At 58.4% G+C, this 16,575-nt stretch carries 15 protein-coding genes; 6 read left to right on the top strand and 9 right to left on the bottom strand.

From position 1 onward, the window contains the following. Positions 1-40: 40 nt before the first annotated feature. The 4 genes from ROLI_RS03760 to ROLI_RS03745 all read right to left on the bottom strand — a co-directional run bounded on the left by ROLI_RS03760 (position 41) and on the right by ROLI_RS03745 (position 4,366). Complete coding sequence (locus ROLI_RS03760; RefSeq protein ID WP_187428329.1) at positions 41-871, bottom strand: carbohydrate ABC transporter permease; 831 nt, start codon at positions 869-871, stop codon at positions 41-43. A gap of 15 nt (positions 872-886) precedes the next feature. Then, the gene (locus tag ROLI_RS03755) at positions 887-1,753 is read right to left on the bottom strand and encodes a carbohydrate ABC transporter permease (RefSeq protein WP_187428328.1); all 867 of its coding nucleotides are present in this window, start codon (positions 1,751-1,753) and stop codon (positions 887-889) included. A 147-nt stretch (positions 1,754-1,900) separates the two neighbouring features. Continuing rightward, positions 1,901-3,217, bottom strand: a complete 1,317-nt coding sequence (locus tag ROLI_RS03750) for a sugar ABC transporter substrate-binding protein (protein WP_187428327.1) — start codon at positions 3,215-3,217, stop codon at positions 1,901-1,903. Positions 3,218-3,325: 108 nt separating this feature from the next. Beyond that, entirely contained in the window at positions 3,326-4,366 is a 1,041-nt protein-coding gene (locus ROLI_RS03745) for a LacI family DNA-binding transcriptional regulator (protein ID WP_187428326.1), read from the bottom strand. Positions 4,367-4,483: 117 nt separating this feature from the next. Between ROLI_RS03745 and ROLI_RS03740 the strand changes: the two genes are divergently transcribed. The 3 genes from ROLI_RS03740 to ROLI_RS03730 all read left to right on the top strand — a co-directional run bounded on the left by ROLI_RS03740 (position 4,484) and on the right by ROLI_RS03730 (position 10,235). Further along, positions 4,484-5,440, top strand: a complete 957-nt coding sequence (locus ROLI_RS03740; RefSeq protein WP_187428325.1) for a sugar kinase — start codon at positions 4,484-4,486, stop codon at positions 5,438-5,440. Beyond that, on the top strand, positions 5,437-6,702 hold the full coding sequence (locus ROLI_RS03735; RefSeq protein WP_187428324.1) for a class II D-tagatose-bisphosphate aldolase, non-catalytic subunit: 1,266 nt from the start codon (positions 5,437-5,439) through the stop codon (positions 6,700-6,702). The genes ROLI_RS03740 and ROLI_RS03735 overlap by 4 nt, the downstream gene beginning before the upstream one ends. Positions 6,703-6,950: 248 nt before the next feature. Further along, positions 6,951-10,235 carry a calcium-binding protein gene (locus ROLI_RS03730; RefSeq protein WP_338469228.1) on the top strand — a complete coding sequence of 1,095 codons (3,285 nt, stop codon included), beginning with the start codon at positions 6,951-6,953 and terminating at the stop codon, positions 10,233-10,235. Between the two features lie 340 nt (positions 10,236-10,575). Here the strand turns inward: ROLI_RS03730 and ROLI_RS03725 are convergent, their stop codons facing one another. From ROLI_RS03725 to ROLI_RS03705, 5 genes are all read right to left on the bottom strand, one after another. Then, positions 10,576-11,529 (bottom strand): D-glycerate dehydrogenase, encoded by a 954-nt coding sequence (locus ROLI_RS03725; protein ID WP_187428323.1) that lies wholly within the window; start codon positions 11,527-11,529, stop codon positions 10,576-10,578. Beyond that, positions 11,526-11,864, bottom strand: coding sequence for a tRNA-binding protein (locus tag ROLI_RS03720; RefSeq protein ID WP_187428322.1), 339 nt, complete (start codon positions 11,862-11,864; stop codon positions 11,526-11,528). Before ROLI_RS03720 ends, ROLI_RS03725 begins: the two co-directional genes overlap by 4 nt. After that, positions 11,857-12,672, bottom strand: coding sequence for a pyrroline-5-carboxylate reductase (proC, locus tag ROLI_RS03715; protein WP_187428321.1), 816 nt, complete (start codon positions 12,670-12,672; stop codon positions 11,857-11,859). Before proC ends, ROLI_RS03720 begins: the two co-directional genes overlap by 8 nt. Before the next feature lie 42 nt (positions 12,673-12,714). Further along, positions 12,715-13,215 (bottom strand): YbjN domain-containing protein, encoded by a 501-nt coding sequence (locus ROLI_RS03710; RefSeq protein ID WP_187428320.1) that lies wholly within the window; start codon positions 13,213-13,215, stop codon positions 12,715-12,717. 284 nt (positions 13,216-13,499) lie between these two features. Then, positions 13,500-13,742: an accessory factor UbiK family protein gene (locus tag ROLI_RS03705; protein ID WP_187428363.1), complete on the bottom strand. Its 243-nt coding sequence runs from the start codon at positions 13,740-13,742 to the stop codon at positions 13,500-13,502. A 94-nt stretch (positions 13,743-13,836) separates the two neighbouring features. Here ROLI_RS03705 and lgt point away from each other — a divergent pair, with 94 nt between their 5' ends. The 3 genes from lgt to pgeF are packed head-to-tail and all read left to right on the top strand — an operon-like array spanning position 13,837 to position 16,528. Next, the gene (lgt, locus tag ROLI_RS03700; RefSeq protein ID WP_187428319.1) at positions 13,837-14,721 is read left to right on the top strand and encodes a prolipoprotein diacylglyceryl transferase; all 885 of its coding nucleotides are present in this window, start codon (positions 13,837-13,839) and stop codon (positions 14,719-14,721) included. Next, entirely contained in the window at positions 14,718-15,776 is a 1,059-nt protein-coding gene (locus ROLI_RS03695) for a class I SAM-dependent methyltransferase (protein WP_187428362.1), read from the top strand. The genes lgt and ROLI_RS03695 overlap by 4 nt, the downstream gene beginning before the upstream one ends. Continuing rightward, positions 15,773-16,528 (top strand): peptidoglycan editing factor PgeF, encoded by a 756-nt coding sequence (gene pgeF / locus ROLI_RS03690; protein ID WP_187428318.1) that lies wholly within the window; start codon positions 15,773-15,775, stop codon positions 16,526-16,528. Before ROLI_RS03695 ends, pgeF begins: the two co-directional genes overlap by 4 nt. Positions 16,529-16,575 lie beyond the last annotated feature (47 nt).

Raw genomic sequence — 16,575 nt, 5'->3', positions numbered from 1 at the left:
AGCGCGGTCCTCACTTGACCGCGCCGAAGGGGCGCGAGGTTCACTTGACTGCGCCAAAGGTAAGACCCCGCACGAGTTGTTTCTGGCTGAACCACCCCATGATGAGGATCGGCGCGATGGCCAGCATCGAGGCCGCCGAGAGCTTGGCGTAAAACAACCCCTCAGGGGCCGAGAAGCTGGCGATGAAGGCCGTGAGCGGGGCCGCGTTCACCGTGGTCAAAAGGATCGTCCAGAAGGCCTCGTTCCAGGCCAGAATGATGTTGAGCAGCACCGTGGAGGCAATCCCCGGCAGTGCCATTGGCGTCAGCACATAGAGGATTTCGGATTTCAGACCGGCCCCGTCCATACGCGCGGCTTCCAGGATATCCACCGGGATTTCGCGGAAATAGGTGTAAAGCATCCAGACGATGATCGGCAGGTTGATCAACATCAACACCACGATCAACAGGATCCGGCTGTCCATGACGTCAAAATATTTCGCCAGCAACACCAGCGGGTAAAGCACGCCCACGGCGGGCAGCATTTTGGTCGACAGCATCCAGAGCAGCACATCCTTGGTCCGTTTGCCCGGCACAAAAGCCATCGCCCAGGCCGCCGGCACCGCGATCAATATCCCCAACAAAGTCGAGCCCACCGCAATGACAATCGAGTTCATCAGCGCCTTGGGGTAATTCGAACGCTCCTGCACGGCGGCATAGTTTTCCAGCGTCCAGTCAAAGAGGAACCAGACAGGTGGATCCGAGATCGCCGTCGCCTCCGATTTGAAAGAGGTCAGAAAGGTCCACAGGATCGGGAAGAACATCGCCAGACCAAAGGCCCAGGCAAAGATCGTCCACATGATCTTTTTCTGCGTTGTAACGGCACGGGCCATGGTGGTGTCCTTCCCTTAATTATCGAGGTTCTTGCCGACGATCCGCATCAGGAAGATCGCAACAATATTGGCGAGGATGACGGCGACGATGCCCCCGGCGGAGCCCAAGCCCACGTTCTGGCTTTCCAGCACGCGCTGATAGACCAGATAGGTCAGGGTACGGGTGCCAAAGGCGCCGTTGGTGGTCACGAAGATTTCCGCAAAGATCGACAGCAAGAAGATCGTCTGGATCAGGATCACCACCGTGATGGCGCGGCTGAGGTGCGGCAGGATGATAAAGCGGAAGCGCGACAAGACCGGTGCGCCGTCCATCTCGGCGGCCTCCAGCTGTTCGCTGTCCAGCGATTGCACCGCCGTCAGCAGGATCAGCGTGGCAAAGGGCAGCCATTGCCAGGCCACAATCACCACAATCGATAAAAGCGGTGACTGGCTCAGAAAGTCATAAGGCTGCATCCCAAGCCATTTGGCCCCGTAAGAGAATAACCCGTTGTCGACATTGAAGAACATGTTCTTCCACACCAGCGCGGAGACGGTCGGCATCACAAAGAACGGCGCGATCACCAGCACCCGCACGATCCCCTGCCCGAACATCGGCTGATCCAGCAAAAGCGCCATCAAAACCCCGCCGGTGATGGTGATGAACAGGATGCTACCCACCATCCACAGCGTCGTGGTCAGCGCCTTGAGGAAGGAGCTGGAGTTAAAAAACCGCACGTAATTATCAAACCCGATCCAGGCGTCAAACACCCCGCGCATGGGCCGGTAATCGGCAAAGGAGAAGTAGAGCGTCATGCACAAAGGCACCAGCATCCACACGAGGAGCACAAAGACCGCGGGCGCGATCATCAGACGGGCTGCTGATTTGGAATGGGCGGTTGCCATGATCAAAAACTCCTGACGTGAGGGGGGCCTTCAAGGGGGCCGAAGCTTGCGGGAACGCCCCGGAGGCGGCTCGCGAAAGATCCGGTTGGCATCGGGCGTGAGGGGATCAGGCGGCGCGCGGGTGCGCCGCCTGACAGAAGAGCGGGATTAGTAGCCCGCCGCTTCCATTTCTTCGATCGTCAGCTCCTGGCTCGCCGCCAGAGCATCCGCACCCGATTGCTGACCCGCCAGAGCAGAGGAGATCTGCTGGCCGACCTGCGTGGCAATCCCGGCAAACTCGGGGATCGCAACAAACTGAACACCTGTATAAGGCACCGGATCAACCGTCGGGTTGGTCGGATCGGCCGTGCCCATCGATTCAATGGTCATCGCCGCAAAAGGGGCTGCATTCAGGTAGTTCTCGTTCTCATAAAGCGAAGTCCGCGTGCCCGGAGGCACCGCAACCCAGCCCTTGCTCTCGGCCACAAGCGCGGAATAGGCCGGACCCGTCGCCCAGTTGATGAAGGTCTTGGCGGCGTCCTGTTGCTGCGAAGACGTCGGGATCGCCAGCGACCAGGCCCAGAGCCAGTTGCCGCGTTTGCCCAGGCCCGTATCCGGTGCCAGCGCAAAACCGACCTGATCCGCCACGGTGGAATCGGAATTCACCACAAACTGACCCGCAGAGGTCGCATCAATCCAGATGCCGCATTTACCCTGTTGGAACAGCGTCAGGTTTTCGTTGAAACCGTTGTTGGCCGCCCCGGCAGGACCGGATTCTTCCATCATCCCAAGGTAAAAGTTGATCGTGTTGGCCCAAGGCTCGCTGTCAAACTGCGCGGTCCAATTCTCATCAAACCAACGCGCCCCAAAGGAGTTCGACATCGACGTCAAAAGCGCCATGTTCTCGCCCCAGCCCGCCTTGCCGCGTGCACAGATGCCGTTGATCTCATTGTCACGGTCCGTCATCGCCGCCGCCGCTTCACGGATAAAGTCCCAGGTCGGGGCCTCAGGCATTTCCAGACTGGCCTTCTCCATCAGATCCTTGCGGTACATGGTGAAGGAGGATTCGCCATAAAACGGGGCCGCATAAAGCTCCCCATCCACCGACAGACCGCCGCGGATCGCCGGGATCACATCGTCAATGTTATACTCAGACGGCAAATCATTCAGCGACACCAGCCAGCCATTGTTGCCCCAGATCGGCACCTCATAGGTCCCAATCGTCAGGATGTCATAAGCACCACCCCCCGTCGAAATATCCGTCGTCACATTCTGACGCAGAACATTCTCCTCAAGCGTCACCCACTCCACAGTAATATCAGGGTGCTTCTCGTTAAAATCCCCCATCAACCCCTGCATCGTGATCATGTCGCCGTTATTCACCGTCGCAATCGTAATCGTGCTCGCATGACCATCCGCAAACGCAACGCCCGCAGATAAACCAAAACAAACCGCCCCACCCCAAAATAATCCAGACCTAAACATCACAACTCAATCCTCCCATTTTTTTACATGGCTAATGGTCAATGATCGCTCAAAGATTGTCAATTTTTTTGCACATGCCAATATTCAGGAAAGCAACAAGAGGGATGATCAGGCGGATTCGCGAAGCTTGAGCACACCGTCACGCAGTAAAACAATCGGCTTGCCGTCTTGCCCATGTTCGATCCGCTTGAGAAGGGTTCCAACGGCGTCCCCGGCCAAGCCCGCCACCTGTTGTGCAACTGTGGTGAGGGCCGGAAAAATGTAACGGCTCAGAGGATGATCGTCATGCCCCGCGATACGCAATTGGCTGCCTACCCCGGTGCCGCGCGCAAACAAGCCATGCATATTGGCCGCGCGTATCGCACCGATTGCAATACGATCATTTGCACATAAAATCGTCGCATCCACATAACGTCCCTGTGCCAGATGAGCATCCATGACCTCAAAACCATAGCGTTCAAATTGCCAGGATGACGCATCACCTGGAACATCCATAATCTGCTCCGGCAGGCCGCGTTGATGCATCTGCTGGACATAGGCCTCCCGACGTTCCAGCGCGTTTGAATTCAGGAGCGGCATGGCCAAAAACACCGGGGGAGGACCCGTTCTGCACAGGTAATCAACCATAATTCCAATGCTTTGGGTGTTCCGCGTGCCAATAAAATCCGATCCGGACAATGGCTGTGGAGGGCGCGCGTCGACAAACACAATCGGGAAATCTGCGCCCGCTGCCAGAAATATCTCGTGGTGTCCCTGGGCTGCCAGTGGGGCCACGATCGCACCGTCCACACTCATGGAACGCAATTTGCGCATTGCCTGCTCTTGAGAGAAGGGATCACCGTGCGAGCTTTGCGTGATCATCGTAAAACCAGCAGCACTGGCCGCCGCTTCGATTGATTCCAGAAGGCTCGCGTAAAACAGATCCTCAAAATGTGGAACAACCACGCCGATAAGCCCGGTTGATTTGCGATTTTGACGGGTCGCTAGAAAGTTGTAGACATAATCGACCTTGGCCAGACCGTCTTTGATCTTGCGCGCCGTTGACGGCAGGACGGCTTTTTCATCCTCAAAATAGCGCGCCAGCGTCGGACGGGAGACTCCAATTGCCTTGGACAGGTCATTCATCGTGGATATCTTCGGCTTGACCATATGAAAACCCATTTCTAATAGCTCGCCATTTGCCTTGGCTTTGACATCAGTGACGATAAATTTTTGACTCGTGCAAACCGTTTAATTAGATGCGGGGGTGCAAGTACAGGAAATGACATGTCCCAACACCCCACCATCGCCGCAATCGGAGAGCTTCTGGTCGAGTTCGTGTCCCACAGCAAAAACTGCGGCCTGCGCAGGATAGGCGATTATTCCGGTCCCTATCCCAGCGGCGCGCCCGCAATTTTCCTGGATCAGGTGGCCCGCATGGGCGGGAAAACCGAAATGATCGGCGGCGTTGGCAAGGATGGTTTCGGGGACACAGTTATCGCGCGGCTCACCGCTGATGGTGTCGGCACGGGCGGCGTGACGCGCGCGGGTGCGCACAGCACGGGCGTGGCTTTTGTGTCCTACTATGAGACGGGTGCGCGCGATTTCATCTTTCACCTCAACAATACGGCGGCGGATCAATTTCATGTACCCGACACCCTGCTGGATTTGGCGAACACCCATCTGCATATCTCCGCAGCATCGCTTGGAAACCACGCCTTGCGTCACATGATCATGACGACGATGCGACAGGTAGACACGCAGGGCGGCTGGATAAGTTGCGACCCCAATGCACGGCCTGAACTGATGCGCGACACGGCGGTGCGCGAGGCGCTGGAAGAGGTCATGCAGCGCAGCCGATATCTGCTGCCCAGCACCAGCGACCTTGGTTTTCTGTTTCCCGATCTGTCCGAAGAGGCCGCAATTGACCGGCTGTTGAGCGCAAAACCCGAGGTGATCGCCCTCAAACGTGGCGCAAAAGGCGCCACAGTCGTGGGGTTCGGCGAACGGCATGATTTCGCAGCGCACACCGTCCCGGAGATCGATCCGACCGGTGCGGGGGATTGCTTTGGCGGGACGTTTATTGCGCTTGTGACCCAAGGCGCGTCCCTGCGTATCGCCGGTGAAAAAGCCAATGCAGCCGGTGCTTTAGCCGTGACCAAACGCGGACCGATGGAAGGCAATTCCAACCCGGATGACATCGACACGTTCCTGCGGGACCAAGGCCGTGGAGATTTCACATGACCATCATTTCAGATCTCACCGCGCGCAACCGGGCCGGTGAAACCATCGGCATGCCCTGTTTTTGCACAGCAAACGAGCATGTGTTGCGCGCGGTGCTGTCACATGCACAGCGCACCGGCGTGGCGACAGTGATCGAAGCGACCTGCAATCAGGTTAACCAGAACGGCGGCTATACCGGGATGACGGCGGCAGATTTCATGTCCTGGTTACGCGGGCTTGCCGCAGAAACACACGTCGCGATGGATCAGCTGATCCTGGGAGGCGATCATCTGGGCCCCAACCCCTGGCGCGCTGAGCCGGTCGAGGTTGCCATGGAGAACGCCCGTATTTTGGTCAAAAGCTATGTCCAAGCAGGGTTTCGCAAAATCCATCTGGACGCGAGTATGGCCTGCGGTGGCGAGCCACCCCCCACATTCGCCCAAATAGCAGAACGGGCTGCCGACCTCTGTGCCGTCGCCGAAAAATACGCGCCCGATCCGTCAGCGTTGATCTATGTCATCGGCACCGAGGTTCCGATCCCCGGCGGCGAAACCCACGAACCTGCCGCGCTCGACGTGACCTCCGTGCCGCGGTTCCATGACACGATGCAGACCCATCACGCGGCGTTTCACGCGCGCGGTCTTGATGACGCCTGGGCGCGGGTTGTATCCGTCGTCACCCAGCCCGGCGTTGATTTTGGGCATACATCGGTTTTTCACTTTGCCCCTGAACAGGCAGAGCCTTTGAAACAGGCCATTCTGGCGCAAAGCGGTCTGACCTTTGAAGCCCATTCAACAGATTATCAGGCCAGCGCAGCGCTGAAATCTCTTGTGCAGAAGCAATTTTTCTTTCTGAAAGTAGGCCCGGAATTGACCTTTCGCTTGCGCGAAGCGGTTTGGGCTCTGGCCAATATCGAGACGGCTCTTGATCTTGAAAACCCCTCCCGCATCCGCGACGTCATACAGCAGGAGATGGCCGATCATCCCAATCATTGGCAGGGGTATTACAGCGGCTCAGCCTCCGAGATATCGCGTCTGCAAATATACAGCTACAGCGACCGCATACGCTACTACTGGGCGCGCCCCGCGGTCAAAACGGCGCTGGCGCAGCTGCTCGCAAACCTATCCAGGACCGCGATACCTGAAACACTTGTGTCACAATTCTTCATGGGCCTGGAATTTGGAGAAATCCCGACTGAGCCCCACGCGCTGCTTGAAGGGCACATCAACAAATGCGTCGCAAGATATTTCAAAGCAGCTGGCATGTCCGGTTCGATACCTTAGGTCTCTGCCAATGCGTGGCCAGGCCCCTGGCTCCTCGCGCATCGAAGGGAGCACGCACCGCGTTTTCACATGGTTTTTCGGCGAAATGACGATGCTTTCCGACCACGCGAGCAGAAAACCGCTCCTTTGAAACGCTCCTAAAATTGGCGCTGGATAATTCCCTTTTTACGGGAATTAGTGGCGCCAACACGTCCTATTATTGGCAAACCTGCTGATTTTTGGGGCTGAAAACCCCAAGGAGACACCACATGGCCACCCAAATCACCGGCACAAAATTCAATGATATAGCACGTATTGGCAGTGGCGCGCAGGTCGTGAGCATGGGCGCGGGAAATGATCTGATCATCTCTTACGGCGACGCTGGAGAACCCGATCCGGCGCAAACCAATGGGGCCATTGGGCGCGTTTATCCACCCAACATCAAATCCGGGAATGACATTCTGACCGGGGGAGAAGGTGCCGACAGGTTTGAATTTCGCGCGCTGATCAATGCCAAGGAGTCGGTAATTGCCGCGCATACCGCGCCCTCGGGGAGTGTCAATTGGGGTGCCGTCGCGGGCGAAAACGACAACGTCCATGATCATTGGGTCGAAGGGTTTGGGCTGGATACGATCACCGATTATAGCAGATCGCAGGGCGACAAGATCGTCATCACCGGTCACACGATGACGCTGGATGCAATCACCTACGGCGCGGATGCGGGCGGTGCCTTTTCGCTGATCACGCTGTATAGCCAACAGGGCAATGGCGGTGCGGGCGGTGCGAATACGGCCACCGGCGCGCATGACGAAGACCCGCTCGGCCAGATCAAGGTTTATGGCGACCGCGTTGCGCGCAAAGATCTGAACATCCAGCGCAACAATGACGGCATCGATCGCCTCAACAACGCCGATGCCACCTATGCGCCGCTTGAGGCCGGGGTGACACAGATCGTTGCCAGCAACAGCGACAACACCAACTTTACCGGATCGCTTTTCAGACAGATGGACCGCATTACCATCGGCGAGGGATCGCAGGTTGTTCATGCAGGCGGCGGCTATGACATTATTTACAGCTTCTCCGATGGGGGAGAGCCCAACCCGGCCCAGACCAATGGGGCAAACGGTCGGGTCACCCCCCCGGTGGCACCCGCGCAGTCAAATGATGTGATCTCGGGTGGTCAGGGGCCGGACACCTTCGCCTTTCGACTTTTATTGAATGCGAAGCAGGAGGTTCTGGACGCCTATACGCGCGATGACGGGTCGGTGAACTGGCGCGGGGTCGCGGGTGAAAACGACAACGTCCATGATCATTGGGTCGAAGGGATCGGGCGCGATACGATCCTGGATTACTCCAATCAGGATGGCGACAAGATCAATATCGAGGGCCACACCGTCGAGATCGCCTCGATTACTTACGGCGCTGATGCCGGTGGCGACTTCAGCATGATTACCCTGCGCTCTCAACAAGGCAACGGCGGTGCCGGTGGCACCAATACCGCAACAGGTGCGCATGACGAAGACCCTCTTGGCCAGATCAAGGTTTATGGCGACAAGGTTGCAAATAGGGACATCGCGCTCAAGGCCAACGTCTTTTATGGCGTGGATCGGCTGGAGGACATCAAGCGTGCTGAAAGCGAAGGGTTTGCGGATAATGATGTGGCCGAACCCATTCATCCGACATGGGGCGCTGGCATGCCCTGGGCTATTCAGGCGGTGTTCACCGGCACGCTCCAGAGCGACTTCTTTCAAGCGGGCAGCGGCACGCAGATCATAAGAGCCGGTCACGGCAACGACCGTATCATCTCGTTTGGGGATGCGGGCGAGCCTGATCCGGCACAAACTTCCGGCGCGGCTGGCCGCATGACCCCTAAGCTGGGTTTTGGGGCCTCCGATGATTACCTCACGGGGGGCAAGGGCGCGGATCGTTTCGAATTCCACGCCCTTTTGAACGCGACCGCCCAGCATACTTCCGTGACGGGCAACATCAATTGGCGCGGTGTGGCAGGCGAAAACGACAATGTGCATGATCATTGGGTCGAAGGGTTTGGCCGCGATACGATCCTGGATTTCAACAAGAATGATGGCGACAAGATCGTGATCCGCGGCCACACGGTCGAGATCGCAAACATCACCTATGGCACCGATCAAAAAGGCGCGTTCTCGGAAATCAAAGTCATCAGCCAACAAGGAAACGGCGGTGCCGGTGGGGCCAATACGGCCACGGGTGCGCATGATGAAGACCCTCTTGGCATTGTCAAAGTCTATGGCGATAGGGTCCTCAAAAAGGACCTCACGGTCCAGCGCGACGGCGTATTTGACGGCGCGAACAGGTTGGCGCAAGCGGATGCGCTATTGGAGTACAATGGCGGTGCGCAGGTCTTTGAAAACACAACGCATCAGGGTTCACTCGTCACCGCCCCTGAGGATATCAAAACCGTGGATCGGATCGTCATCGGTTCCGGCGCGCAGCGGGTCGATGCGGGCGTTGGCAATGATTTCATTCGTATCTTTGCCGATGGTGGGGAACCTGATCCGGCGCAATCCGGCGGGGCGGGCCGGTTCGGCGCGGCGCAGCGCGCGGCGTTTTCGGTGGACACAATCACCGGCGGACAGGGTCGCGATACCTTTAAATTCAACTATCTGCTGGACGCCACCGATATCGTTCTGGCGCGTTACACGCGGGATGACGGGAGCATCAATTGGCGCGCGGTGGCTGGTGAGAATGACGCGGTACATGATCATTGGGTCGAAAGCGGCGGCCATGATGTCATCCTGGATTATTCCAAACAGGATAAGGACATGATCGTATTGCGTGGCCACACGGTCGAACTTGCGAAAATCGACTATGGCACGGATGCGGGGGGCGATTTTTCCCTGCTGCATGTCCGCTCGCAGCAGGGTGCGGGTGGTGGCGCGCATGATGAAGACAAGCTCGGCACGGTAAAGGTCTACGGCGATACGGTCAAAAGGGCCGACGTCAAAGTGACGGCAAAGGGCGTCTTCGACGGCATTGATATAATTGAAGAAATTAACGGACTGGCGAACCATATTGTCGGCAATCAACAGGCCAATACCTTAGCCGGGACCAGTGATGCTGACAATATCCACGCCAAGGGTGGCCGTGATGTTGTGACCGGAGGGAATGGCGGTGATTTCATTTTCGGCGGTGGTCAGAATGACAGTCTTTTTGGTGGCAACGGCAATGATTGGATCGAAGGCGGGGCCGGGAATGACGCGTTGTTCGGGGAGATGGGAGAGGACACTCTGGTGTCCGATCTGGGTCGCGATGGTATGACTGGTGGGCGCGGTGCGGATGTTTTCATGTTCACGGATTTCTCGCGTGGTGGCACGATTTTTGACTGGGAAGCGGGCGTCGACAGAATAGATGTCTCGCGGCTGGATAAAGTTCAAAAACTGGCCGATCTGGATGTTACCAAATTATCGAGCACCTCATATCGGTTGGAATTCGTGAATGACGGTGGGAAGCCCGGTGTCATTGACGTCATCAGTGCGGGGAACCTTGCCCTCACAAGTGACGATTTCCTTTTTTGAAGCCCTGCGGTGGATAAGCTCTTGAAATACCGCGGGACTCTTCGCACCGCGCAGAGTGTCACTTTGAAAAAGTGAGCATTCTGGGTTGGCGAACACCAGCGACGTGCAGTCGAGCGGATGGGGATGCAGGGTCATGCGGTGCGGCAAATCGCCGGGGTTCTGTGTAAACGTCGCCCCTCTGGGAGGCGTTTCCGCACGCTTTGTGCTGGCCATTACGTTTCGCAAAATGCGCATGATCACGTGCGGCCAGTCGGGCCAGGATAAACACGTCGCCACAGCGGGAAAGTACCGATCAGGAGCAATGAAATCCAGCCCAATGCTGCGGGCACTTCCTGAGCCGTCACACTTTGTTAGGCGGGCTTTCTCCGGCAAAGAAAGCCTTGAGGTTCGCCACGCTCATCATGCCCATATCTTCGCGCACTTCCAAAGCCGCCGTTCCGATATGGGGCAATAACACGACATTCTCCATGGCCTTGAGCGCGTCCGGCACCGTGGGCTCAAACTCATAGACATCCAGACCCGCACCGCCGATTTGGCCCGTCGACAGCGCCTCGATCAGTGCGGCTTCCTCAACCACATTGCCGCGCGCGATGTTGATCAGATGCGCATGGGCCTGCATCGCGCTCAAGACTTGCGCATTAATCAGATGATGCGTGGCATCCCCCCCCGGTACAGCGATCACCAGCACGTCAACGGATGCCGCCAAGCTTTGCAGGCTGTCCTTGCGCTGTGCTGGAAAATCCAGCGTCTTGGGGGATCGGCTGTGATAGGCGACATTCATGCCGAACCCGAAATGGCACCGGCGTGCAATGGCCTGCCCGATCCGCCCCATGCCGACGATCCCGACCGTTTTTCCGCCCAGATGCATGCCCAAAAGCTGGGTCGGGTGCCACCCTTCCCATGCCCCTGCCCGCACCAGACGTTCGCCCTCACCCGCACGCCGCGCGCTCATCAGCATCAACGTCATGGCGGTATCCGCCGTCGCATCCGTTACCGCGCCGGGCGTATTGGACACCACCACCCCGGCCGCGCTGGCCGCATCCACATCAATGTGGTTATACCCCACTCCGAAATTCGCCAAAACCTGACATCGCGGGGAGGGTTCGGCAGCGAAAATTTCAGCCGAAAACATATCGCCCAGCGTCGGAACAACCCCGTCATACTCGCGAAGGGCGGTGCGCATCTCCTCAACGCTCAAAGGCGAGGTCTGCGGGCGCACCGTCAGATCGAACAACTCCGCCGCAGCGGCCTGCACGCGTTCGGGCAAAGGCCGGCTCATATATACTTTGGTCAATGTAATCGCCCCCCCTTGGGCACCTCACTATCTGGTGTGATCAAAACAATCTCGCCCGTCGCGTCGGGCAGCCCCAGCACCAGCACTTCGGACATGAAGGGTCCAATCTGGCGGGGTGGGAAATTCACGACGGCCAGCACCTGTTTTCCGATCAGCGCCTCCGGTTCGTAATGCGCGGTGACCTGCGCGGATGAGCGGCGCTCGCCGATCTCATCACCAAAATCGATCCACATCTTGATCGCAGGTTTACGGGCTTGCGGAAAATGTTCCGCACGCGTCACCACGCCGCAGCGCACGTCCACCTTCAGGAAATCGTCAAAACTGATATCATCCATTGGCAAGCTCCCGTGATCGATCCGCCGCCGCCTTGACCGCACGGGCCAACAGGGGTGGAAATCCGTGTTGCGGGTCCATCAAAACCTCCAATGCGGCCTGCGTCGTGCCATTCGGCGATGTTACGTTGACGCGCAGCTGGCCGGGGTCTTCTTCGACCGATTGCGCCAATGCGCCCGCGCCCGCCACCGTGGCCTTGGCCAATTGCATCGCCAGATCATCCGGTAACCCCTGCGCGACGCCCGCCGCCGCCATTGCCTCGATCATATGGAACACATAGGCTGGCCCGGAGCCGCTGACACCTGTCACGGCGTCAATTTGGGACTCCGTATCAAGCCGGACAACCTCGCCCACCGCACTCAGAAGTGTTTCGGCCTCCGCCAGCGCCGCAGGGGTCACATTGTCATTGCCAATGATTGCCGTGATGCCCCGCGAAATTGCCGCAGGCGTGTTCGGCATGGCCCGCACAATGGGGGTTTTAGCGCCCAGGATGTCTTCGAACCGCGCGATGGTGATCCCGGCGGCGACGCTGACGAACACCGTCTCGCCATTGCCCATCGCCGCCAGTGTGGGCAGCGCATCCGCCATCATCTGAGGCTTGACGGCGACCAGCACGATGGCCGGTTTGGACGGCAGGGACGCGTTCAAGGTCACGCCAGTGGATTTCATCCAATCAGAGGGGTTCGGATCCACCACCCAAACCGACGCGGCAGGCAATCCGCGCGCCAGCCAACCCGTCAGCATGGCAGACCCCATCTTGCCACAGCCCAGCAAAACCAGACCGTTACGTGCAATCCGACTGTCTTTCATGCGGCACCTTCCCCGAAACAAAACCCGTGTCGGGAGTTATTGTTACGCGCGACCGTAGGCCTCTGCAATGGCGACCTGCAGGGCCTGTGTCGGTGTCTGGTCGCCCCAGACCAGCAATTGCATCGCCGGGTAATAGCGCTCCGCACTCATCACCGCGGCACCGATCATCGTGTCGATCTGATCCGCGCTGGCCACATGCCCGCCCGCCAAGACCAGACCATAGCGGTAAACCATCAGCTTTTGCGCATCCCAATAGGTGAACGCCCCAGCCCAGCACTGATCATTGACGTGGTTGAGCAACTCATACAATTCCGGCAGCTTTTCTTCTGGTGGCTCCATGTCAAACGTACAGATCATCCGCAGCGTTTCATCGTAAGCCGACCAGGCCAGCGTAATCGAATAGGTCCGCCATTGGCCTTCGACGGCCATGGCAATTTGTTCATCCGAAATACGGTCAAAATCCCAATCGTGATGGGCTGCTAGGTGCTCTGCGATGTCGATGGGGTGAATATCGTCTTCGAGATACTGCTCTGACAGGGCCATTGTGCCACCTCTTTTTACGCTCTAGCGTTGTGGACCGGTGACGGCCCCAAAGCTAGGTGCCTGCTCTACAGACCGGGGCGACCCCCCATGCCTATACCAAATATGGTGCGGCCTGAATGCAGCTGTGGCAACCCCTATTCTTGTGGGTAACCGCAATAAGTTGTGGATGAATGGATATTTAGCGCAAAATAAGGCCGATCTTAACGGACAGAGGCCCGATTTAACGCGTTCTTAACCAAGATCAGGCGCGGGCGCGACGAACCGCGCCCACCGCCCGCATCATTTCAGTCTTTGGTATCCAGCGCATCAAGACGCGCCTTGAGGGCTTCATTTTCTTCGCGGGCCTTTTGCGCCATCGCGCGCACCGCATCAAATTCCTCGCGGGTCACGAAATCACGATCGGCAAGCCATCGATCCATCATGCCCTTCATGGCCGTCTCGGCTTCATCGCGCGCGCCCTGCGCCACGCCCATCGCATTGGTCATCAACTGCGAAATATCATCGAAAATCTTGTTGCGCGTCTGCATGTCACTTCTCCGGCTGTTCACAAAGGGTATATGGTGCCAAAAGGGGTCCGCTGCAAGGTTGACATCCCATTCCGACACAAGGAAAGGATGCAGCATGCGTGCATCCCTGCCCTTTCCCGACATCTCGCCGGAGATCTTTTCGATCTCCCTTTTTGGTTTTGAGCTGGCACTGCGCTGGTATGCGCTGGCCTATATCGTCGGAATCCTGATCGGTTGGCACCTTGTGGTGCGCGCCATCAAAACGCCCCCGCTCTGGCACAATAAAACCCCCGCCATGACTGCGCCGCAGATTGAGGATCTGCTCACATGGGTCATCCTTGGCGTGATCCTCGGCGGGCGGCTGGGGTATGTCGCCTTCTATCAACCCGCATACTATCTGGACAATCCCAGCGAAATCCTGGCCGTCTGGCAAGGCGGAATGGCCTTTCACGGCGGCCTTTTGGGCGTGATCGTGGCGGGTCTCATCTATACATGGCGTCACAACATCCCCCGGCTCAGCGCCGCAGACATCATGGCGCTTGGGGTGCCGCCGGGCTTGTTGCTGGGCCGCCTGTCAAATTTCATCAACGCCGAGCTATGGGGGCGCCCGACCTCCCTGCCTTGGGGCGTCGCCTTTCCAACGGAGGCCGCGCAATATTGCCCAGACATCATCGGCATCTGCGCCCGCCACCCCTCGCAACTCTATGAGGCGGCCCTTGAAGGATTGCTGTTGGGGGCGGTTCTGATCTGGCTGGTGTGGCGGCGCGGGGCCCTCAAAACGCCCGGCCTGTTGGCAGGCGTGTTTTTTGCCGGATATGGCATGGCGCGCTTTGCCGTAGAATTCATGCGCCAACCGGACGCGCAATTCATCACAGACGGCAATCCCCTGGGCCTTGCCTGGCAGGTTGGCGGCTGGGGCCTGACCATGGGGCAGGTCCTTTCGCTGCCGATGATCCTCCTGGGCGCATGGCTCATCACGCGAGCCCGCCGCCCGTCATGAGCCTGCGCGACATCCTTTGCGCCCGGATTGCACAGAACGGCCCCATCAGCCTTGCGGATTACATGGCGGAGTGCCTGCTGCATCCCGAGTTCGGGTATTATACGTCACAGACGCCGTTCGGCAGTGCGGGCGATTTCATCACCGCCCCGGAAATCAGCCAGATATTCGGGGAACTCATCGGGTTATGTCTGGCACAGACATGGATGGACCAAACCTGCCCGGAGGCTTTCACCCTTGCCGAACTGGGGCCGGGTCGCGGCACGTTGATGGCGGATCTTTTGCGGGCAACACGCGGCGTTCCCGGTTTTCACGAAGCAGCCAATATCGTGCTGATCGAAGCCTCCCCCGCCCTCGCATCACAACAGCGCGACGCTTTGAGCGGTTTCGACGTAACCCATGTATCCACCGTGACCGATCTCCCCGAAATGCCGCTGTTCATCATCGCCAACGAGTTCTTTGACGCCCTGCCGATACGCCAATTCACCCGCGGCGCGCGGCATTGGCGCGAAACGCAAATTGGCCTGCGGGAGGCCGCCCTGACGCTGGGTCTGGGACCGGAATTGCCACAACCTGCGCTGGCGGATCGCCTTGCGGATACAAAACCGGGCGATGTGATCGAGATCGCCCCCTCTGCCGCGCCGATTGTCGGGTCCATCGGGCAAAGAATAGCACAGCATGGCGGGGCTGGGTTGATCGTGGATTATGGCGATTGGCGCAGCCTTGGCGATACTTTTCAGGCTCTGCAACGCCACGCACCGACCGATCCGTTGTGCGACCCCGGCGCGGCCGATCTCACAGCGCATGTCGATTTCGAAGCGCTTTCAGGCGCGGCGGGGTGCGCAAACACGCGTTTGAGCACGCAAGGTGTATTTCTGGAACGCCTTGGCATCACACAGCGCGCGCGGGATTTGGCGCAAAAGCTGCGCGGATCAGCCCTTGAACGCCACATTCAGGCGCATCGCCGCTTGACGCACCCGGATGAAATGGGAAACCTGTTCAAAGTGATGGGCCTCTTCCCCGAGGGCAGCCCGCCACCACCGGGTTTGGAAATATGACACTTGAAATACTGACATGCGAAACGCTTCTGCCGATCAGGCACGGTTTCTTCACGCGCCGCGGCGGGGCGTCTTCTGGGGTCTTCGCGGGGTTGAATTGTGGCCAGGGCAGTTCGGATCAGAGGGAGGTCGTCGCGATCAACCGCGCGCGGGTGGCACAGGCGATGGAAGTTGCCCCCAAAGATCTTCTGGGCGTGCATCAGGTCCATTCAGCCAAGGCAATCACGGTCACCCAGAGTTTTGAGGACAAACCAAAAGCTGATGCATTGGTGACCAACACGCCCGGCCTGGCCTTGTCCGTCCTGACGGCAGATTGCCAGCCTGTCCTCTTCGTGGACCCCGCGAACCACGTCATCGGTGCAGCGCATGCGGGATGGCGCGGCGCACTTGACGGTGTGTTGGAGGCCACAGTCGATGCCATGTGCGCCCTCGGCGCAACGCGCGAAATGCTCAACGTCGCGATAGGACCCACCATTTCTCAGCGCGCCTATGAAGTGGGACCGGAGTTTTTTGATATGTTCGTTGGCCAAGACGCTCAATACGCGCGTTTTTTTGTGCAAGGCGACGGGGACAGAATGCACTTTGACCTTCCCGGCTTTGGTCTGCATCGCTTGCGTGAAGCCGGCATCGGATCCGCCGAATGGACGCGTCATTGCACCTATGCGGACCCGGAACGGTTTTATTCCTATCGCCGCGCCACCCATGAGCGCGAAGCTGATTATGGGCGACTGATTGCCGCAATCACACTGTAACTGGCACCGGCTCCGGATGTGACGCGTATCACGTGGCAACGCGATTG

The sequence above is a fragment of the Roseobacter fucihabitans genome, assembly GCF_014337925.2.
GTDB classification, from domain to species: domain Bacteria; phylum Pseudomonadota; class Alphaproteobacteria; order Rhodobacterales; family Rhodobacteraceae; genus Roseobacter; species Roseobacter fucihabitans.
The sequence above is the reverse complement of the archived record's forward strand: the minus strand, read 5'-3'. Positions and strand labels throughout refer to the sequence as shown.